The organism is Pseudomonas ekonensis, from assembly GCF_019145435.1.
Lineage (GTDB): Bacteria > Pseudomonadota > Gammaproteobacteria > Pseudomonadales > Pseudomonadaceae > Aquipseudomonas > Aquipseudomonas ekonensis.
Genome location: NZ_JAHSTS010000002.1, coordinates 1,464,160 through 1,483,971, shown reverse-complemented (window position 1 = coordinate 1,483,971; position 19,812 = coordinate 1,464,160). Strand labels below are relative to the sequence as shown.

15 protein-coding genes are annotated in these 19,812 nt (G+C 64.5%); all 15 read right to left on the bottom strand.

What is annotated here, in order from left to right; genetic code table 11:
- Positions 1–76: 76 nt before the first annotated feature.
- Positions 77–901, bottom strand: coding sequence for an SDR family oxidoreductase (locus KVG96_RS19855; protein WP_217893582.1), 825 nt, complete (start codon positions 899–901; stop codon positions 77–79).
- Between the two features lie 30 nt (positions 902–931).
- On the bottom strand, positions 932–1,396 hold the full coding sequence (locus KVG96_RS19850; RefSeq protein WP_217893581.1) for a multidrug transporter: 465 nt from the start codon (positions 1,394–1,396) through the stop codon (positions 932–934).
- Positions 1,397–1,579: 183 nt separating this feature from the next.
- Positions 1,580–3,031: a mannose-1-phosphate guanylyltransferase/mannose-6-phosphate isomerase gene (locus tag KVG96_RS19845; RefSeq protein ID WP_217893580.1), complete on the bottom strand. Its 1,452-nt coding sequence runs from the start codon at positions 3,029–3,031 to the stop codon at positions 1,580–1,582.
- A gap of 115 nt (positions 3,032–3,146) precedes the next feature.
- Positions 3,147–3,803 (bottom strand): alginate O-acetyltransferase AlgF, encoded by a 657-nt coding sequence (locus KVG96_RS19840; RefSeq protein ID WP_217893579.1) that lies wholly within the window; start codon positions 3,801–3,803, stop codon positions 3,147–3,149.
- A gap of 14 nt (positions 3,804–3,817) precedes the next feature.
- On the bottom strand, positions 3,818–4,993 hold the full coding sequence (locus tag KVG96_RS19835; RefSeq protein ID WP_217893578.1) for an alginate O-acetyltransferase: 1,176 nt from the start codon (positions 4,991–4,993) through the stop codon (positions 3,818–3,820).
- 10 nt (positions 4,994–5,003) lie between these two features.
- The gene (locus KVG96_RS19830; protein WP_217893577.1) at positions 5,004–6,569 is read right to left on the bottom strand and encodes an MBOAT family O-acyltransferase; all 1,566 of its coding nucleotides are present in this window, start codon (positions 6,567–6,569) and stop codon (positions 5,004–5,006) included.
- 230 nt (positions 6,570–6,799) lie between these two features.
- A complete protein-coding gene (locus tag KVG96_RS19825; RefSeq protein ID WP_217893576.1) occupies positions 6,800–7,924 on the bottom strand; it encodes a mannuronate-specific alginate lyase in 1,125 nt (374 codons plus the stop codon).
- Positions 7,925–7,932: 8 nt separating this feature from the next.
- A complete protein-coding gene (locus KVG96_RS19820; protein WP_217893575.1) occupies positions 7,933–9,381 on the bottom strand; it encodes an alginate O-acetyltransferase in 1,449 nt (482 codons plus the stop codon).
- 9 nt (positions 9,382–9,390) lie between these two features.
- Positions 9,391–10,962, bottom strand: coding sequence for a mannuronan 5-epimerase AlgG (algG, locus tag KVG96_RS19815; protein WP_217893574.1), 1,572 nt, complete (start codon positions 10,960–10,962; stop codon positions 9,391–9,393).
- 26 nt (positions 10,963–10,988) lie between these two features.
- The gene (locus KVG96_RS19810) at positions 10,989–12,470 is read right to left on the bottom strand and encodes an alginate export family protein (RefSeq protein ID WP_217893573.1); all 1,482 of its coding nucleotides are present in this window, start codon (positions 12,468–12,470) and stop codon (positions 10,989–10,991) included.
- Positions 12,467–13,972, bottom strand: a complete 1,506-nt coding sequence (gene algK / locus KVG96_RS19805) for an alginate biosynthesis TPR repeat lipoprotein AlgK (RefSeq protein WP_217893572.1) — start codon at positions 13,970–13,972, stop codon at positions 12,467–12,469. Before algK ends, KVG96_RS19810 begins: the two co-directional genes overlap by 4 nt.
- Before the next feature lie 15 nt (positions 13,973–13,987).
- Positions 13,988–15,157, bottom strand: a complete 1,170-nt coding sequence (locus KVG96_RS19800; protein WP_217893571.1) for an alginate biosynthesis protein Alg44 — start codon at positions 15,155–15,157, stop codon at positions 13,988–13,990.
- A gap of 35 nt (positions 15,158–15,192) precedes the next feature.
- Positions 15,193–16,674 (bottom strand): mannuronan synthase, encoded by a 1,482-nt coding sequence (gene alg8 / locus KVG96_RS19795; protein ID WP_217893570.1) that lies wholly within the window; start codon positions 16,672–16,674, stop codon positions 15,193–15,195.
- Positions 16,675–16,768: 94 nt separating this feature from the next.
- Positions 16,769–18,085: a nucleotide sugar dehydrogenase gene (locus KVG96_RS19790; protein ID WP_217893569.1), complete on the bottom strand. Its 1,317-nt coding sequence runs from the start codon at positions 18,083–18,085 to the stop codon at positions 16,769–16,771.
- A gap of 808 nt (positions 18,086–18,893) precedes the next feature.
- Positions 18,894–19,673 carry a peroxide stress protein YaaA gene (gene yaaA / locus KVG96_RS19785; protein WP_217893568.1) on the bottom strand — a complete coding sequence of 260 codons (780 nt, stop codon included), beginning with the start codon at positions 19,671–19,673 and terminating at the stop codon, positions 18,894–18,896.
- Positions 19,674–19,812 lie beyond the last annotated feature (139 nt).

The window sequence follows — 19,812 nt, the reverse complement described above, 5'->3', positions numbered from 1 at the left end:
GAGCTCCCTCGCCACGGGGGTCAGTCGGTTGTGTTGACGCGTGGATCGGCCGGTTCGGCCATTTCGCCGGTCGCCGTCAGAGGCTTGCGCGCAGCCCGAACCGCTTCATCAGCGTCGATTCCAGCAGGCCTTTGGGCAGCCAGGTCGCCAGCAACGGCAGCGCCCGGCTGCCGTTGCCGATGCGGACCAGCCTTGGCGGTTTGGCCTGCTGCACGGCCTTGAGCAGTTCGGCGGCAAACTCCCGGGCCGGGGTCGGCTTGTCCTGGGACGCCTTGGCCCGCGCGCGGATCCCTTCGCGCAGCGCAAACCACGGCGACTGCTCGGTGATCAGTTGCTCGGCCTCATGCCCGGCGTTCTTGGCGAAGCTGGATTCGATGGCGCCGGGCTGGACTTCCGTCACCCGGATGCCGAACGGCGCCAGCTCCATGCGCAACGCGTCGCTCAAGGCGTGCACCGCCGCCTTCGAGGCGCAGTAGGCGCCGGCGAACGGCGTGACCAGCACGCCCGACACGCTGCCGATGTTCACCACCAGCCCCCTGGCCCGGCGCAGCACCGGGAACAGCGCGCGGGTCACACCGACAATCGAGAACACGTTGGTCTCGAACTGGCGCTGCATGGCCGCCACGCCGCCGTCGAGCAGCGGGCCCATGGCGCCGTAGCCGGCGTTGTTGATCAGCACGTCGAGGCCGCCGCGCTCGTGGTTCAGCCGTTCGCCCAATTGCTCCAGCGCCGCGCCGTCGTTGACGTCCAGCTGCACGGCGGTGAAGCCGGCGGCACTCAGCGCGGCGACGTCTTCGGCCTTGCGCGCACTGGCCCAGACGTCATAGCCGGCGGCCTTGAAGGCGTCGGCGAGGGCGCGGCCGATGCCGCTGGAACAACCGGTGATCAGTGCAACGGGCATGGCGCATTCCTTATGCGGAAGTGAGGGGGATCAGTCGGAGAAACTACCCTGCAACCGCTCGGCGCGAAACTCCAGGGTCTGCGGGCGGTAACCGGGGCGCAGCGGCGGCAGCGGCAGGCAGTCTTCCCAGTTGCCGCCGGGCTGCAGTTCGCCGGGGCCGCGGTAGCGCGGGGCGGTGTACTGGTTGTCGGCCAGGTTGACCGTGTCGCCCGGCGCATACGCAGCGATGCGCCAGCGCAGTTCGGTCAGCGGCACGTCGTTGCCGTTGTTCATCTTGAGCAGCAACGGACGGTCGGCGGGACAGTGCTCGGGGGCATAAGCGATGCGCAGCTCAAGGCGCGCCAGTTGCTTGACCTCGCGGTTGTCCAGCCACACCACCCACATCGCCACCAGCCCCAGCCCGACGGCCGCCGCCGCCGAGACCGGCAAGGCCTTGGCGGGATAGCGCAGCAGCAGGATCAGCCAGGTGATGACCAGCAGGACGCCGATGAACATGTCGCGAAACCTCGCAGAGAGAGAAGGGCATCCTACCTAAGCGTAGGTGAGGTTGGCGAATGGCAAGTGGTTTGCGATGACGCCGGACCAGGCTACGAAAGCCTCAGAAAAAAGCCCCCGCCCGCCCCGCTGCGGATAGGGGACGCAGCGGGGCGGGCGGGGGCTTTTGTCACGGCAGGCCGATCACTGCGCGATGGTTTTCACCGACACGCCGCGCTCGACCGGGGTGGAGCGGCCGTAGATGTCTTCGAAGCGCTCGATGTCGTCCTCGCCCAGGTACGAGCCCGATTGCACTTCGATGATCTCCAGCGGGATCTTGCCCGGGTTGCGCAGGCGGTGCACCGAGGCGATCGGGATGTAGGTGGACTGGTTCTCGGTGAGCAGGAACACGTTCTCGTCGCAGGTGACTTCGGCGGTGCCGCTGACCACGATCCAGTGTTCGGCGCGGTGGTGGTGCATCTGCAGCGACAGGCACGCGCCCGGCTTGACCGAGATGTGCTTGACCTGGAACCGGCCGCCCATGTCCACCGAGTCGTAGGAGCCCCACGGACGGTAGACCTCGCAGTGGTTCTGGGTTTCGCTGCGGCCCTGTTCATTGAGGGTGTTGACCATCTGCTTGACGCCCTGGACCTTGTCCTTGTGGGCGATCATCATGGCGTCCTTGGTTTCCACCACGACGATGTTTTCCAGGCCGATCACCGACACCAGTTTGCCGTTGCCGTGGATCATGCAGTTCTTGCTGTCCTGGATCACCACGTCGCCCTTGCTGACGTTGCCGTTGGCGTCTTTCTCGTTGACCTCCCACAGCGACGACCAGCAGCCCACGTCGCTCCAGCCGGCGGTCAGCGGCACCACGCAGGCGCGTTGGGTCTTTTCCATCACCGAGTAGTCGATGGAGTTGTCCGGGCAGCAGGCGAAGGTGGCTTCGTCGAAGGTGATGGTGTCGGGGTCCTGGACGCTGCGCTCCAGGGTCAGCAGGCAGGTGTCGTAGATGTCCGGGTCGTGCTTTTTCAACTCTTCGAGGAAGCGGCTGGCGCGGAACAGGAACATGCCGCTGTTCCAGTAGTAGCCGCCGGACTCGACGTATTCGGTGGCGCGCTTGACGTCGGGCTTCTCCACGAAGTGCGAGACGCGGCTGACGCCTTCGGGCAGCAGCGCATCGCTGACCGACTTGATGTAGCCGTAGCCGGTCTCCGGTTTGGTGGCCGGCACGCCGAACAGCACCATCTCGCCGTTCTCGGCGGCGACGGTAGCCAGTGCCAGGGCACGTTGCAGGGCTTTCTGATCTTCCAGCACATGGTCGGCGGGCAGCACCAGCATCAGCTCGTCGCGACCTTCATTGACCAGCATCATCGCGGTCAACGCGACAGCCGGCGCAGTGTTGCGACCGAACGGCTCCATCAGGATGCGCTGGCTTTCCAGATTGCGTGCGGCCAACTGCTCGTTGACGATGAAACGGTGCTCCTTGTTGCAGACCACGATAGGTGTGTCCATGCCTTCGAACACCAGGCGTTCGAGGGTTTGCTGGAACAGGGTGTGTTCGCCGGTCAGGGCGAGGAATTGCTTAGGGAATTGCTTACGCGACAGCGGCCAGAGACGTGAACCGCTACCACCTGACAAGATCACCGGAATCATATTGTTTACTCCATAAAATTCAGTTGGGAGCCACAAGCCGCAAGCGGCCAGTCAAAAGCCCTTCACTTGCAGCTTGCAGCTTGTGGCTTGTGGCTTGAAGCTGATAGCTCGCGCGTCAGCGCGTCGATACCGGGCGTTTCACCCACACCGGCGAGAGGCTGCTGCCAGTTCCGGTGACGTACAGCACGGCGGCTTCACCGCGTTCCAGGGCGACCGGTTTGACGTCGCCGACTTTCTTGTCGCCTTCGTACAGCGCCAGGCTGACCTTCACCGGGTTGATCTCCCGTTCGCCGCGGCCCTTGGCGGCCACGTTCGGCACCACTTCGGTCTTGCCGTCGGCGGTCTTGAGGGTCAGCGGCTTGTCGCTGAGGTTCTGCACGCGCACCAGGGATTTCTGCTTGTTCTTGAACGGCGGCTCCTCGATCAGTTGCGGCGCGCCGGAAGCGTTGTTGACCAGGGTGTAGTAGTGGTCGCCGGCCAGTTTCACCGGCAGGGTCTGGCTGCCGACCTTGGCGCTGTAGTCGCCGCCGGGCATGAAGCTGAAGTCGCTGCTGGCCAGCGGGGCGATGTCGCTCAGGCTGGTGCTGCCGACGGTGGCGCTGACTTCGGCGTTGCTGGCGTTGTAGACGCGCACGAAGGTCGAACCTTTGGGCGCGGTCGGGCCGTAGAGCGCGGCGTCGCCGCCGGCGAACGCCTGGACCGACAGCACGCTCAGGCCGGCGACGAGGGCAAGGCGTTGGGCGAGACGACGCGGAGTTGGAGTGAAAGTCATGGTGTACCTCTCTTTCAGTTTTGCGCCCGGTCGGGCGTCTCGGATGAAGTGTTCACAGCTACGTTCTGTTGGCGCGCGCCGGCTTGTTTGAGCTCTGCGACCCACTGCGGGTCGGCGTCGCCGATTTCGTTGTTCACAGGCAGATATCGTTCAGGGAACTCCCAGATCAGCACCTGGGGCGGGCTGTTCTTGAAGTCGTCGCTTTTGAGGTAGCTGAGCATCGGCAGGATCGGGCCGTGGCCGTCTTCGGCGTAACTGACCACGTCGCTGTTGAGCGCCTGCTTGAGCGCGCCGAGGAAGTTCCAGTTGGGGTTGGCGCTGTAGCTGGTGCCGATCAGCGCCACCGGCACTTCGCGGCTGGCGAACAGGGCGTCGTCGCCGGCCGGCTGTTCGTCAGCGGCCACGGTGTTGCGCTTCTGCAACGGTTCCTTGGCCGGCATCAGGTTCTCGAACAGCGGATCCAGCGGCAGGAACAGGCGCAGGTCGCCCTTGTGCGTGACCTTCTCGGCCGGCGTGGTGACGAAGCGCTGCGGCTCGCCGCTCAAGGGGAACTTGTCGGCGATGGTCTTGGCCAGGGTGTCGGCGGCGATCTCGGCACCTTCCGGTGTCCAGTGGGTGTCGGTGCGCAGGAACACTTGCTGACCGTTCTGCTTGGCCTTTTGCAGCGGGCCGAGCAGGTCCGGGGCGAGGATCTTGTCCGCCGCGACACGGGCGTGGAAGTCCTGGTAGAGGTTGGCATGGATGCTCGCGGGCTTCACTTCGCCGAGGTGTTCCGGGTACAGGCGTACTTTGGCCGGCACGATGGCCATCACCAGTTTCACGCCTTTCGCTTTCAGGGTCTGGCGCACGCCTTCGACCAGCGCGTAGTTGCCTTGCAGGTTCAGCTCTTCGTTGACGATCGGGTTGAACTCCTCGTCGCTGTACAGCCACTGGTCACGGCCGAGGACCACGCCCGGACGGCCTTCGTTGAACAGCTTGAAGTCCAGCGCGGCCCACAGGTTGGTGCCCAGGCGCTTGATCGGAAACGCGTCGTCGTAATGGGTTTCCACGGCCTTGGTCCAGCGGCCGTTGAGCACCGTGGCGTCGGCGTGGGTGCTGAAGCCGAAGAAGCTGCGCATCGACCACAGGCCGAGCACCAGCAAGGTCAGCAGAAACAGGGCGATGTAGAACATGCGTAATGAGCGGGTCATGGCAGATCCCTCAGAACTGGAAGTAAAGGAACGGCGAGAAGCTCTGCGCCGAGAGTTTGAGAATCGAGGCGATGAACAGCAGCAGCACCAGGGCGCGCATCGCGTAGCGCGGCCAGTCGGCTGTCCAGTAAGCCGGTTGCACCTGGGCATCGACGCCGACGGTGTAGCCGGGTTCATGGATGCTTTGCGGGTTTTCGCCGGGTGCGGCCTTGATCAGGCCCGGTTGGGCGCCGGCAGGGCCGTCGCTTTCCACGTTCACTTCAGGCTTGCTCTTGACCGGTGCCTTGCCGGTGTACAGATCACGCAGGCCGAAGAACGCCAGGGTCAGATAAGCCAACACCAGTGTTGCGACTTGCAGGCCGGTGAGGCTGGCGCGGTTGAGTTCCGACAGCGACCAGTCGCCGAAGCTGAACATCGCACCGTACATGCGCCCGGCGACGTGCAGGTTCTCGGCACGGAAGATCACCCAGCCCATGACCACGAGCAGGAAGGTCAGGGCCCAGCGGATCGGGTTGAGGCTGCGCGGCGAGGTGTTGATGCCGAGCATTTTTTCAATCGCCAACCACATGCCGTGCCACGCACCCCAGACGATGTAGGTGATGTTCGCGCCGTGCCACAGACCACCCAGCAACATGGTCAGGAACAGGTTGCGATAGGTCATCAGCGTGCCTTTGCGGTTGCCGCCCAGGGTGATGTAGAGGTAGTCGCGCAGCCAGGTCGACAGGCTGATGTGCCAGCGGCGCCAGAACTCGGTGATCGACTGGCTGATGTACGGCTGCTTGAAGTTTTCCATGAAACGGAAACCCATCATCAGGCCCAGACCGATGGCCATGTCGCTGTAACCGGAGAAGTCGAAATACAGCTGCGCGGTGTACGCCAGCGCGCCGAGCCAGGCGTCGCCCGTGGTCGGGTGTTGCAGGGCGAAGCAATGGTCGGCCACCACCGCCAGGGTGTCGGCAATGAACACCTTCTTGATGAAACCCTGCATGAACCGTGTGCAGCCTTCGGAGAACTTGTCGAGGGTGTGGGTGCGGTGGTTGAACTGGTCGGCGAGGTCGCGGAAACGCAGCACGGGACCTGCGATCAGGTGCGGGAAGATCGCCACGAACGCCGCAAAGTCGATCAGGTTGCGGGTGGCCGGGGTGTCGCCGCGGTACACGTCGATGATGTAGCTGATGGACTCGAAGATGTAGAACGAGATGCCGATCGGCAACAGCACGTGGGTGAGGATGAACGGCTCCAGGCCGAACGACGTCATGATCGCGTTGAGGCTGTCGACGCCGAAGTTGGCGTACTTGAAGTAGCCCAGGATGCACAGGTCCACCGCCACGCCGAGCAGCAGCCAGCGCTGGGCCGGCTTGCTCTTCACGCCGGCGGCGCCGACCTTCAGGCCGATCCAGTAGTTCCACAGGGTGACGCCGGCGAACAGCGCCAGGAAGTCCACCCGCCACCAGGCGTAGAACACGTAGCTGGCGATCAGCAGCAGCAGGTTGCGGTAGCGTTGCCCGCTCAGGTAGTACAGGCCGAGGAAGATCGGCAAGAACAGGAACAGGAACACGTTGGATGAAAAGACCATCCCGGTTTCTCCATGTTTGAAGCCACAGTCAAGGGCCAAGGCCCCCCCAAACCCCCCCACGTGAAACCGGAGGGTCAACTCACAAATCTCAAACCTGACACCGTCCCCTGTGGGAGCTGGCTTGTCGGGTCGCCGCACCGCAGCGATGGCGGCGTGTCAGTCGACATCGATGCTGAATGTCAGATTGCAATCGCCGGCAAGCCAGCTCCCACAGGGTGTTGTGCCGAACTTCACGAACCCTTGTTGCCCTTCTCGTGCGACGGGTCGTAGACCTTGGTCAGGTCGCCGCCCAGGCGGAAGGTCTTGAACGGCTGCATGCCGTGCTTCTTCTCCAGCACATCCGGCGCACAGGCGTAGAGGCTGCAGAACGGTTCGAGCCAGGCGAATTTCATGTCTTGCTTCAGGTCGGTCATGTCCTGCTGCTTGCCGTTCTTGGCTTCGAAGGCGTCGGGATCCTTCACGCCGGCCAGCACCCGGTCGCCCAGGCGCTTGAGGGCGCCGTTGTTCTCCTGGCGCAGGTCCACGCCGTTGACCTGGGCGAAGCTGGCGATCATCGCCAGCGGCGGCAGGGCGTAGTTGTGGTAGGCCAGGGCGCGCTGCTGGCGCTTGAGTTCGTTGGGCAGGTAGCCGTCGGCGTCGATCTGGCCGGCGCCGACCTTGTATTCCTTCACCGCCCAGTCGAACAGGTCGCGGCGGTCGGTGGCGATGGCCGTCGCCATCACCGACCACGCGGCCCAGTAGGAGTGGTTGTTGGTCTGCGCCAGCGGCAGGTTGTCCCAGTCGCTCACCACCTGGTCCGCCAGTTTGCTGAACCAGGCCTCGATCTCCCGGGCTTCCTGCTGATGCTGGGCCAGCGGGTGCGAGTCGGAGAACTTCAGGCGGATGTACGAGGACGCCATGCTGCCCAGCGCCCATTTGCGCATCGACTTGCCGGTGTGGTTGAAGTCCCTGGACATCAGCGCATCGGCCCGGGCCCAGGCGGTCAGCCAGTCGAGCGTGCAGTCGAGCTGCTCCGGGCGGCCGTCGCGCATGAACTGCATCACCCGCTTGGCGGTGCCGCGCTCAAGCTTGGTGATGTCGGCGGTGCTGTCGCGGAAGGCTTTCTCCGACTGCACGTTGAGGGTGGCGCGGGCCTTGTCCGAGCCTTCGTACTTGCTGCGAAACTGCAGCGGGCCGGTGTAGGGCGCCGGCATGGCGTCGCAGCCTTCGCTCTTGTCGCCGGTCTTGAACTTGTCCACAGGCGCGAAGTAGCCCTGGGGCGGACGCAGCGGCGCGGCGGCCTGGGTGGCCCCGGCGAACATCGCCAGGGTCAGCAGGGACGGCGCAAGCAGGTGTTTGATCGTTCGGTTTCGCATGGCAGACCTCATTGCCCGAGCTGGGCGGTTTGCGACCCGGCGCCCGGGAATACGTTGCGTTTGCAGATTTTCGCTTCGACCTTCTGCGGCTCGGCGCCCGCGTCCGGGCCCTGGACTTCCACGGCCAGCAGGTTCTGCGTGGCCCAGTCCTCGTCCGTGCGCAATTCGAAGGCGAAACGCCCGTCGGTGTCGGAGGTTTCCGGCTTCTCGATCTTGATGTCCTCGTGGCGGCCGTTCATGTACCAGAGGGTGGCGTGCAGGGTCTTCACCGAGGTGTCGGCGAAGCGGATGTCGACCTGATGGCCGTTGTTCTGCAGGTTCAGGTTCTTGCTGTTGACCAGCAGTTCGTTCTTGCCCGGCTTGAGCGTCGCGCTGGCGCTCATCTGCGCGTCCTTGCCCTCGCAGCCGTTGTCCAGCAGCGCCATCATCTGGCGGTAGATGGTTTCCTGGTCGAGGCGGTACAGCGGCGAGAACTCCCAGATGAGGATCTTGGGCGGCGACTTCTGGAACTCGTCGCTGCCCAGGTACTGCAGCATCGAGCCTTCCAGGCCGCCGCCGGGGAACGCGACGTTGAGGATGTCGGCGCCGATGGCCTCTTCGAGGAAACCGGCGAAGTTGTAGTTCTTGCCGCTGTGGGAGGTGCCCACCAGGGTGATCTGCGGGTTGCCGCTGTCGCCGAACAGGTCGCCGTCGCCGGCCTCGCCCTTGGGCTCGGTGGTGAACTGGTCCATGTACTGGATCGCGTAGCTGGTGCCGCACAGTTGCCCGGCCATGTTGTGCAGGGTGCCGGTCTTGCCCATGCGCCCGGAGCGCTTGGTCTCGAACTCGCGCTTGGGGATGTCGGCGAAGGCCGGGATCCGCTTGACCTGCTCGGCGACGATCTTCGCCGTGCGCTGGGCGCCGTAGGGCGTCCAGTGCTGGTCGCCGCGGAAATAGAAATCGTGGGCGGGCAGGGTCTCGGGCAGCGATTCGTCGGTGAGCGGCGACAGGTCCGGCACCACGTAGCCCATCTTGGCGAAGCGGCCGAGCATGGTCTTGTAGTTGCCCAGCGCCTTCTCGTAGTCGAAGGCGGCCTTGTCCTGCGGGTTGAGCTTGTTGCGGTTCACCAGGCCACGGGTCGGCTGGTAGACGATCACCAGTTCCACGCCCTTGCTCTTGAACGCATCGTGCAGCTGCTGCAGGCGGCGGTAGCCGGCGGGGGTGGTGTCGAATTCGGTGCGCAGGTCTTCCCGGGTGCGGAACAGCCAGTCGCCCTGCGCCTGCACCAAGGTGGTGAAGTTCTGCTGGTAGCGGGTGGTGTAGTTCTTCGGGTCGTGGGCGGCGGGGCACAGGCTGCAGCACGGCTCGGCGGTGAACGAAGGGGCTTTTGCCTCGTCTGCGCCGGCGCCGTCGCTGGCCGCCAGGATGCCCACGGTCAGGGCCGACAGGCTGAGCAGTTTGATCAGGTGTGGGTGCATAAAAAGTCCTCAGTCCCGCAGTTCGGTCTGGCGTTCGACGGGGTCGATCAGCACGGCTTTCTGCTGGCGCACCAGCAGGTCGAGAATTTCGTCCTGGCGCTCGCCCAGGACGCCGTTGAAGCTGATGCCGCTGGATTTGGTCGGCGCCAGCATCGAGACGCGGTACAGCTCCACGCTCAGCGGCGAGTCGATGGCCATCGGGCCGCTGCCGTTGGCCGCCAGTTCGCCGCCGACCACGATCAGCGAGACCTGGGCGTCGAACGGGTCGAGCTTGATGTCGCGGTCGGTGTCGGTCAGGTCCTTGATGTGGCCGTAGACGCCGGTCAGGCCGTTGGCCATGGCGACGTTCTCGTACAGGCGGATGTTCACGCTGTTGCGGATGCGGATGCCGTGGCGCTTGTTGCTGATGACCTTGTTGCCCCACAGCAGGTTGTCGGCGGACTCGTAGAGGGTGATGCCGTCGGTGTGGTTGCGGTAGATCTCGTTGTGGGCGATCACGTTGTTCACGCTGTTGCGGTCGATCACCAGCCCCGAGAGGTGGTTGTCGAAGCTCTTGTTGTTGAAGATGAAGCTGTCGTTCACCTCGCGGGAGATGATGATCCCGTGCTTCTTCTTCGTGCCGTGGACGGTGTTTTCGGCGATGACCAGGCCGTGGGAGCGGTCGTGGGGGTCGATGCCGTAGACGATGTTGTCCTTGTAGGTGTTGCCCTTGACCACGAAGTCGCGGGTCTCGTAGCAGTAGAAGCCGTACCACATGTCCGAGAACTCGGAGCCGACGATCCAGCCGGTCGGCTCGGGACGCTTGAGCACCTTGGCCATGTTCGGCGTGTACTGGGAAATGCTCACGCCGTAGGACTTGCTGTTGGCGTAGCCGAAGCTGGCCATCTTGCTGTTGACGATGTAGGTCTCGGTGCCGCCCCAGGCGAGCAGGAACGGACGGAATTCCTTGGGCGAGCGGAACGTCGCCGGACCGTTGTCCTTCTCGCGCCAGCCGGTGACCCGGGTGTCGCGCACGAACAGCTGGCCGTCGTTGACGAGGAACGAGCCGGCTTCCTGGGACAGGCGCAGTTCCTGGGTCTGGCCGTCGATCTCGAGGATGCCTTTGCGGCCGACGACGATCGGCAGCCTGGCCAGGTACACGCCCGGCGCGGTTTCGCTGAGGTATTGCTTGGGCAGCTTCTGCGCCAGTTCCTTGAGGTTCATGTAGCCGTCGTCGACGAAGATCGCCTGGGGGATGCCGTGCTGGCGCACCACCCATTCGGCCATCTTGTTGTCGCCGCCGATGAAGTCCTTCAGGGCGTCTTCCTGCATCATCCGGCGTACGCTGACCTTGCCCGGCTTGCTGCGCACGATCTTCGCGGCGGCGGCCCCGGCGGTGTAGCCGGAGAGGTCGGGCAGCTTCGGCTCGGCCAGCTCCAGCGCCTCGGTCGGGGCGCTGCTGACGGTGTAGGTCTTGGCCTGCTGCAGCCCTTTGGCCAGGGTCACCGGCTTCGCCGGCTCGACCGTGGCGAAGGCGCCGGCGCTGGCCAGCAGCAGGGCGCCGGCCAACAGGCCGAGCGGGCCTTTCCTTGGGTTGTTCATGTCGGGCACTCCCTTGGCGGTCTGCATCAGAAGCGCCAGATCACGTCGATGAACGCGCGGTGCATGTACGAGTCGACCTGGCTGCCGTAGGCGTCGCCGGGCTTGAACACGCCGCCGCGAAAGCGCACCAGCGCCGACGGCTCGTCGATGGACTGGCTCAGCGCCGCCGGCAGCAGGCCTTGCTTGAAGTACTTGGTGACCACCAGATCCATCTCCTGGCCCATGTCCTTCTTGCCGTCGTCCAGCGGCAGGGAGGTGCTGGACAGGATCGCGCCGGTCACGTCGTCGGTGTTGTTCTCGACGGCGTTGATGCCGTTGCTGCCCACCGGCTTGTTGCCGTCCACGCGCCAGAACTTGTGGTAGATCAGGCTGGCGTCGTACTGGTCGTTGAGCATCCAGGAACCGAACAGGGTGGCGGTCTGCAGGTTGTTCATCTCGCCGCGGAACGCTTCGCCGAAGCGGTGCACCCGCGAGCGGGTGCCGGTGTAGTTCGAGCGGTTGGATTCCAGGCCGTTCTGTTCGTAGTCGGCGCTGGCGCGGGCGTAGGCGGCGCCGACCTGCCACTGCGGGTCGAGGCGCAGGCGCACGCCCAGGTCCGTGGCCCAGCCGTTGACGCTGTCGCTGCGCTTGGCCTCGGTCGGGCGGCTGCCGTCGGCGTTGAGCGGGTTGACCTTGTCGCGGTCGCCGCTCATGCCGGTGATGCTGCCCCAGTAATTGACCGTGTTGGTGTTGCGCCAGTTGTAGGCGTCGCTGTCGGCGGTCAGGCCGAGCCAGCTGATGTCGCCGTTCTCGGTCTTGTCGAGGGTGTCGCGGGGCACGCCCGGTTCGGCGTAGTCGAGCTTGCCGTTGTCGTGGGTGTGGTGCCCGCGGAGGCCGACCCACTGGCCCGGCGTCCACTGGTAGGCGGCGTCGGCGTAGGCGTGCAGGCGGTCCTTGTCCTTGGGCGCCAGTTCCTTGAGGTCGGTGCGGTATTCGCTGAAGCGTTCGGCGACGCCGGCGTTGGCCCGCAGCAGGGTGGTGTCGAACGTCCAGTTCAGTGCCTCGATGTTGGTGTCGCGCCATTGGCCGTCGTCGTTGCGCAGGCGCTGGCGGCCGAACTTGAGGATCTCGCCGGGGTAGGGCGTGAAGCCGCTGTAGCCGACCCAGAACTCGCGCATGGCCAGGTAGTTCTTCTTGGTCTGGCGGTCGCCGCTGTCGGTGGCCTGGGCGCCGTCGGACTGCTGCAGGGTGTCGGTCTCGATGATGTCGGTGGAGGTCACGGCCTGGCCCATGGCATAGGCGCTCCACGCGCCGCTCTCGCCGTAGACCCACGGACGCAGGTCGAGGCCCACGCCGTTGACGTCGCCGCCGCGGGCGGTGCCCAGGTCGCGGTCGTCCTCGGACTGGCCGGTGATTTTCACCTCCAGGCCGAAGTTCTTGGTTTCGGTGATCGCGGCCAGCGTCGGGCAGGACCAGATCAGGGCGAAGGACAGGCCGATGCCGGCCTTCACGAATGGATTGAGCTTCATAGGGATTCCTCGCCTTCTTCTTCTGGCAGGGCATGCAGCGGCAGCGCATTGCGGTTCAGGGCGCCGCGGCTGGCCTGTTCCTGTTGCAGCAGGCGTTGGGCCTGGGCCAGGCGTTCGGGGGGCAGTTGCGCGGCGAGGGTGGTCGCCAGCTCATCGGCCTGCGGGGTGTTCTGGGCCTTGGCCAACTGACTGAACACGTAGGCGTTGACCGGGTCGGGCCGGGTGCCCTTGCCCTGGGAGAACAGTTGGGCGATGGCGAAGTCGGCGCTGTTCTGGCCGTTGCGCGCAGCGGTCAGCAGGTGGTCGAGGGCCTTCTGCGGATAGACCTTGCCCAGGTAGCCGCGGCGGTAGATTTGGCCGAGGTAGTAGTCGGCGGCCACTTCGCGGCCGACGGCCTTCTCGAAGTGCCGCTCGGCGACCCTGGCGTCGGCCGGCACCAGTTTGCCTTCGTAGTAGAGCTTGCCCAGCAGCAGTTCGGCGCGGGGCTGGTCGGCGGCGCGGCCGTTGTCCAGGTACTTCATCATCTGGTCGGTGTCGCCCAGTTCCGGGAAGTCGTAGAGCAGCTGCGCCAAGGTGACCCACGACGCCGGATAGCCCGGCGCGATGGGTTCGAGCAGCGCTTGCGCGGTCTTCTCGTCGGTCTTGCCCAAGGTCGGATCGGCCAGCACCCGGGCCACCGAATCGACCCGTTGCGCGCTGACGGTGCCGCGGCCATGACCGGCCTGCAGCTGTTTGATCAGTTCGGCCTGTTGCTCCGGCTGCGCACGTTTCTGATAGACCGTGGCCAGTTCGACGTAGCAGATGTCGGTGGTGTTGAGCGCGGCCTTGCAGATCTTCTCCACGTCATCCAGGTGCTGGTCGTAGGTGCCTTGGGTGCGGTACAGCAGCACCTGGGCCAGGCCGGCCTCCGGATAGCCGGACTGGCGCCACTGATCGATCTGCTGCTGGGCGTCGATGTTCGGGAAGCTGTGCGGGTATTGCAGATACAGCATCGCCAGCGGGATCAACGTATTGCCTTCGCTCTGGGCGGCGGCTTTCTTCAGCAGGCTTTCGGCCTCCTGGTGCTCGGCTTCGGTGGCGCCGGGCTTGGCCACCAGCAGGCGGCCGAGGCGCGCCTGGGCGCGTGGCGAGACGCTGGCCGCGGCCCGGTAGGTGGCTTCGGCCTGTTTCATTTGCTCGGGGTCGCGGCTGTCGACCTGGATGTCGGCGAGGCCCACTTGCGCCTCGCTGTAGCCCAGGTCCGCCAGCGCCCGGTAGTTCTGCGCGGCGGTCGCGGTGTCGCCGCGCTTGAGGGCTTCGTTGGCCAGGCGCTCGTCGGGCAGGCCGGCGCAACCGGCCAGACTCACTGCCAGTGCAATTGCACACAACGCATAACCGGTGTGGGAGCCGGCCTGCTGGCGATGCGCACGGCTCGGTGCATCAGGCAGACCGCGTTGATGCAATCGCTGGCAAGCCAGCTCCCACAAGGACTGCGGCGTGTTTGGGAGAGTTGGAGTGGTCACAGGCGTGTCCTCGACTTAAAGGCCGTGGGCCATGGCTTTGTCGATCAGCCAGTTCAGGTTCGGGCCGCGGTCGCTGTTCACTTCCACCGGGCGGCCGGCGAAGGTGCTGTCCAGCGGCTCGTCCGGCTGGATCTGCACGCGGATGTCCGAGGACAGGTCTTCGCTCTTGAGGCTGGCGCTGCGCACGATCTTGCCGCTGCGGACCTTGTCGTCGCCGGCGATCTGGAAGCTCACCGGGGTGCCCGGACGCACGTCGCCGAACTGGCGGTAGGAGAAGCGCGCATCGACGGTGGCCTGGGTGTTGCGCGGCACCAGTTCGAAGATCACGTCGCCCTTGCTGGCGTACTGACCGTCGGCCACCAGCTGACGGGCCACGGTGCAGTCGCACGGCGAGGTGAGGGTGCCGGTCATCTGCTTGCCGAACAGCTCTTCGACCTTGGCCGGCTGCAACTGGTCTTCGTCCAGGTGGCCCTTGAGCACGTCGAGCATGCTGGTGCTGAAGGTCGCCAGCGGCGCGCCCTTGGCGGCGACGCCGTCGGACTTCACCAGGCTCTGCACGGTGCCGTCGCGGGGCATGGTGATGTTCATGGCCGGCACGCTGACCAGGCCGGCCTGGGCGTGGCTGACGAAGTACATGCCGTACACCGATTTGGCGATGAAGCCGAACGCGGCCAGGCCGACGACGAACACGCCGAGGCTGAAGGTCACCGCCTTCAGGCGCCCGAACGGGGTCATGCCGTGGCCGCCGTCCTTGGTCTTGCGCGCCTTGGTGAAGTTGTCGCGCTGCAGGGTCGCCAGCACTTCGCCGATGCTGACGATGTCGCCGGCCAGGTGCGAGGTGATCAGGTGGCGCAAGGTGGCGATGTCCCGCGGCTCCAGGTTCTGGAACTGGCAGCCGGTGCGGCCGGTCTGGCGGTCGTGGGAGCGCACCTGCATCTCGACGTCCATCGCCAGGCCGAGGTTGTCGATGACGAACTGCAGGCGCGCCTTGTGCACGTCGCCGACCTTGAGCGGCAACTGACCGGCGTTGAACGCCAGGCCGCCGGCCGACAGGTCGATGACCCGCGCCTCGACCGGCGTGCGGTCGGGGCCGAAGAAGCGCAGCTTGGCCGGGATCTTCACCCGTGCATGCTGGCGCTGGGCTTCGGATTCATGGACTACGTTGACGTTGACGGCGGTATTCATGGGAGCGGTTTCCTTGTTAATCCAAGAGAGGCGGGTCAGACCATCATCAGCAGCACGGCGACGAAAATGCTGCCGGCGGAGAAGGTCATGGTCCGAGACGACCAGGTGTTGAACCAACGTTGAAAGCTGGCGAGGTCACGGGACAGCGAGGTGGGTTGGCGGGTCCAGGACTGTTGGTCGAGGCGGAAGAACACGTAGATCTTCACCAGCGCGCCGACGATCTGGTTGTAATAGAGGATCGCCGGGTAGGCCGGGCCGATCCGGTGTCCGGAGCACGACAGCAGCAGGGTCAGGATCAGGCGGGTGATGCCGATCCACAGCAGGTACACGAGGATGAACGCGGTGCCGTACTTGAAGCTGGCGATGACCGCCACGGTCAGGCCCAGCAGGGACGTCCACATCGACACGCGCTGGTCGAACAGCACCACCGAGGTGAAGAGCCCGAGGCGGCGGATGCCCAGGCCGAGGGCGCGGGAGTTCTGCCGCAGGTTGTTGCCGTACCAGCGGAACATCAGCTTGCGGCTGGCCTTGATGAAGCTCTTCTCCGGCGGGTGCTCGACGGTGTTGATCGCCGCGTCCGGCACGTAGAAGGTGTCGTAGCCCAGGCGCATCAGGCTGAACCAGCTCGACTTGTCGTCGCCGGTGAGGAACTTGAAGCGGCCCAGGCGCCAGTGCTGCAGCGAGTCGCTCTCGACGTCGGCGATGAACTCCGGGTTGGTGACCACGGTGGCGCGGAACACCGACATGCGACCGGTCATGGTCAGCACGCGCTTGGACAGGGCCATCGAGCACATGTTGATGTGGCGCTGGGCGAAGCGCAGCTTGTGCCATTCGCTCATGACGTAGCCGCCGCGCACTTCGCAGAATTCGTTGGTGGTCAGGCCGCCGACGTTGCCGAACAGCTGGAACCACGGCACGGTCTTGCGCACCACGCCTTCGCCCAGCACGGTGTCGCCGTCGATCACGGCCACCACGGCGCGGTCGTCGGGCAGGTGCCGGGAGATCGCACGGAAGCCGTAGGCCAGGCCGTCGCGCTTGCCGGTGCCGGGAATGCGCACGAAGTCCAGCGTGACCCGCTCCGGCGGGTTCATCCGCGCCCACAGGCTCTTGACCAGCAGTTCATCGGACATCTCGACGATGGAGCAGACCACGGTGGTCGGCAGGCCGCAGTCGATGGCCTCGCGGATCACCGAGCCGTAGACCTGGGCGGTGGTCAGCGCGTCGATGCGGAAACTGGTGACCATCAGGAACACGTGGGACGGATCGGCCGCTTCGCCCAGCTTGCGCACCTTGCGCCGCAGGTGCGGGTAGACGATGTACAGGAAAGTCATGCCGCGCACGAAGTGGGTGGCGCCCATCGAGTAGCGCCAGATGCCCACGGCGCCGATCAGGAAAATGAAGTCCTTCGACTCGGCGTCGAACGTGGACACGGGCAGCATCAGGGCCAGGCCCATCAGCAGGCTCAGAAACAAAAGCCAGCCGGCCGCTTGCAGAAAAAAATGTTTGAGTCTGGGCATGAGGAACGTCCTGGAGTCAGTTGCAAGCTCCAAGCCGCAAGCTTCAAGCGAGGTGCTTTTGCTTACGGCTTGTAGCTTGAAGCTTGCTGCCGCCTTACCAGCAAATCCCTTCGGTGCGGCTGCCGGCGTGGGTGGCCCGGGCCATGAAGCCCACCAGGTCGATGACCTGCTTGCCGTCCGGCACCTGTTGGGCCAGGGAGCGGAACTTCTCGTCGCGGTTGCCCAGGATGATCACGTCGGAGTTGTCGATGACCGAGTCGAAGTCCGCATTGAGCAGGGACGACACATGGGGGATCTTCGACTCGATGTAGTCCTTGTTCGCGCCGTGGACGCGGGCGTATTCGACGTTGCTGTCGTAGATGCTCAGGTCGTAGCCCTTGCCGATCAGCATCTCGGCCAGTTCCACCAGCGGGCTTTCGCGCAGGTCGTCGGTGCCGGCCTTGAAGCTCAGGCCGAGCAGGGCGACCTTGCGCTTGTCGTGGCTTTCGACGATGTCGAAGGCGTTCTGCACCTGGGATTCGTTGCTGCGCATCAGCGAGTTGAGCAGCGGCGCCTCCACGTCCAGGGAACCGGCGCGGTAGGTCAGGGCGCGCACGTCCTTGGGCAGGCACGAGCCGCCGAAGGCGAAGCCCGGACGCATGTAGTACTGGGACAGGTTGAGGGTCTTGTCCTGGCAGACCACGTCCATCACCTCACGGCCGTCGACGCCGACGGCCTTGGCGATGTTGCCGATCTCGTTGGCGAAGGTCACCTTGGTGGCGTGCCAGACGTTGCAGGTGTACTTGATCATCTCGGCGACGGCGATGTCCTTGCGGATGATCGGCGCGTCGAGCTCTTCGTACAGCGATTGCAGGACGTCGCCCGAAGCGGCGTCGAACTCGCCGATGACGGTCATCGGCGGGAAGTCGTAGTCCTTGATCGCGGTGCTTTCGCGCAGGAACTCAGGGTTGACCGCCACGCCGAAGTCGACGCCGGCCTTCTTGCCGGAGCAGTCTTCGAGGATCGGGATCACCACGTTGGCGACGGTGCCCGGCAGCACGGTGCTGCGCACCACGATGGTGTGGCGGGTGGACTTCTCGCGCAGCACGAAACCGATCTCGCGGCACACCGCCTCGATGTAGTTCAGTTCCAGGTCACCGTTCTTCTTGCTCGGCGTGCCGACGCAGATCATCGACAGGTCGGTGGCGCGGATCGCCTCGGCGAAGTCGGTGGTGCCGCGCAGGCGGCCGGTCTGGATGCCCTGCGCCAGCAGTTCGCCCAGGCCCGGTTCGACGATGGGGGATTTGCCGGCGTTGATCATGTCGATCTTGTCTTTGGCGACATCGACGCCGACCACGTCGTGGCCCCGTGCAGACAGGCAACCGGCACATACCGCGCCAACGTAACCCAAACCAAAAATGCTGATGCGCATCGCAATTACCTCTGTGTTTTATCAAGCCATTAGATGGCCGGAGTTAATGGTTCCAGCGGTCATGGTGCACTCGAAAGTGCGTCTTGCAGGCACGACAGTGCCGTGTTTCGGCAATGTAAGTTTCGAGTGGCTAAATAAGTGCACTCAAGTTGTGCGCAACTAGGCCTTATTGTTGTGACTTGCCCCGACAGGCGGCAAAACCTTCGTCCGAAGGCGGGCCGCTCAGTCGACATGCCTGCCCGGTGTCAGGCGAAACACCCGCAGTCCGGGCGGTTCAGCGCTCTGGCGAGCGCGCTTGCAGGGGCGCAGCCTTGGCCTTGCAGGGAATGTTCAGGGTGCGTATTTCCCGTCTTTGGTCTTTGCCTAAACAAGTGAAGTCGCTGTGAAAGTTGTTGTGGCAACTTGGTTACAGCGAACGTTCATCTGCGTAAGTTATCTCGTACAGATTCGGCGAGAATCGTTACCGGTGGTATGAGCTACGCAGCAGGACATAGTTCCGGCCCGTTCATCCTGAAATCTGAAATTTCTTGAAATATTGAAAAAGATGGCACTGCTTTCATATTGATAGCACTTTCGATTTCGCCCTTTATATATAGGCGGATAATCGCGGGGGATGGTTTTATGCCATTACTTTGAAAAAAAGTGCGTGCCACTACTGAAAAAAATGACACCTGTCGAGTGAAACAAACGTTAGGAAGAGGGGCGATGTTTTTATGGCGCCAACGAAATGGCGAAAAGGGGCGGGGGATTTTTGACGTCGTGCGCGGTGCACGACTCCTTCAATAAAGAGTCGTGCACCGCGCATGCTTCATTCGGGGGCGTGGTCGCGCAGGAACACCAGATTGTCCGGTTTCGACTGTTCGGCGCTGTAGCGGTAACCCTGGACATCGAACTGCTTCAATGCGGCGGGATCGTTGATGCGTTCCTGAATGACGAAACGGCTCATCAGGCCCCGGGCCTTCTTGGCGTAGAAGCTGATGATCTTGTACTGGCCGTTCTTCAGGTCCTTGAACTCGGTGTTGATGATCCGCGCATTCAGGGCGGAGCGCTTGACCGCCGAGAAGTACTCGTTGGACGCCAGGTTGAGCAGCACGTCGTCGCCCTGGTCGGCCAGCGCTTCGTTGAGCCACTCGCTGATGCGCGTGCCCCAGAACGCGTAAAGGTCCTTGCCCCGGGCGTTGGCCAGCTTGGTGCCCATCTCCAGCCGGTACGGCTGCATCAGGTCAAGGGGGCGCAGCAGGCCGTAGAGGCCGGACAGCATGCGCAGGTGCCGCTGCGCGTGGTCGAAATCGGCTTCGCTGAAGGTCTGGGCGTCGAGCCCGGTGTAGACGTCACCCTTGAACGCCAGCAGCGCCTGCTTGGCGTTGTCCGGGGTGAAGGCCGGCGTCCAGCTGCCGAAGCGCGCGGCGTTGAGGCCGCCGATCTTGTCGGAGACGTGCATCAGCTCGCTGATCTGCGCCGGACTGAGTTCGCGCAGTTGCTGGATCAGCTCCTGGGAATGGTCGAGGTATTGCGGCTGGGTGAAGCGCGAGGTCGCCGGCGGCGTTTCGTAGTCGAGGGTCTTGGCGGGGGAAATCACCATCAGCATGCAGTCGTCTCCTTTGATCGTGGCGGCGATTCTAGGGGGTTGGCCGGGTTGACTCCAGCTATGAGTCCGATAGGTGATCGATGGTTGTCCGCAATCCCGCGGGGAACCGCCGCCGACGCCTTATCGGCTATAGTGCCGC

Excerpts from the sequence above, each read along its gene's own strand:
- KVG96_RS19855 (WP_217893582.1), bottom strand. The coding sequence starts at position 901 with ATGCCCGTTGCACTGATCACCGGTTGTTCCAGCGGCATCGGCCGCGCC.
- KVG96_RS19850 (WP_217893581.1), bottom strand. The coding sequence starts at position 1,396 with ATGTTCATCGGCGTCCTGCTGGTCATCACCTGGCTGATCCTGCTGCTG.
- KVG96_RS19845 (WP_217893580.1), bottom strand. The coding sequence starts at position 3,031 with ATGATTCCGGTGATCTTGTCAGGTGGTAGCGGTTCACGTCTCTGGCCG.
- KVG96_RS19840 (WP_217893579.1), bottom strand. The coding sequence starts at position 3,803 with ATGACTTTCACTCCAACTCCGCGTCGTCTCGCCCAACGCCTTGCCCTC.
- KVG96_RS19835 (WP_217893578.1), bottom strand. The coding sequence starts at position 4,993 with ATGACCCGCTCATTACGCATGTTCTACATCGCCCTGTTTCTGCTGACC.
- KVG96_RS19830 (WP_217893577.1), bottom strand. The coding sequence starts at position 6,569 with ATGGTCTTTTCATCCAACGTGTTCCTGTTCCTGTTCTTGCCGATCTTC.
- KVG96_RS19825 (WP_217893576.1), bottom strand. The coding sequence starts at position 7,924 with ATGCGAAACCGAACGATCAAACACCTGCTTGCGCCGTCCCTGCTGACC.
- KVG96_RS19820 (WP_217893575.1), bottom strand. The coding sequence starts at position 9,381 with ATGCACCCACACCTGATCAAACTGCTCAGCCTGTCGGCCCTGACCGTG.
- algG (WP_217893574.1), bottom strand. The coding sequence starts at position 10,962 with ATGAACAACCCAAGGAAAGGCCCGCTCGGCCTGTTGGCCGGCGCCCTG.
- KVG96_RS19810 (WP_217893573.1), bottom strand. The coding sequence starts at position 12,470 with ATGAAGCTCAATCCATTCGTGAAGGCCGGCATCGGCCTGTCCTTCGCC.
- KVG96_RS19800 (WP_217893571.1), bottom strand. The coding sequence starts at position 15,157 with ATGAATACCGCCGTCAACGTCAACGTAGTCCATGAATCCGAAGCCCAG.
- alg8 (WP_217893570.1), bottom strand. The coding sequence starts at position 16,674 with ATGCCCAGACTCAAACATTTTTTTCTGCAAGCGGCCGGCTGGCTTTTG.
- KVG96_RS19790 (WP_217893569.1), bottom strand. The coding sequence starts at position 18,085 with ATGCGCATCAGCATTTTTGGTTTGGGTTACGTTGGCGCGGTATGTGCC.
- yaaA (WP_217893568.1), bottom strand. The coding sequence starts at position 19,673 with ATGCTGATGGTGATTTCCCCCGCCAAGACCCTCGACTACGAAACGCCG.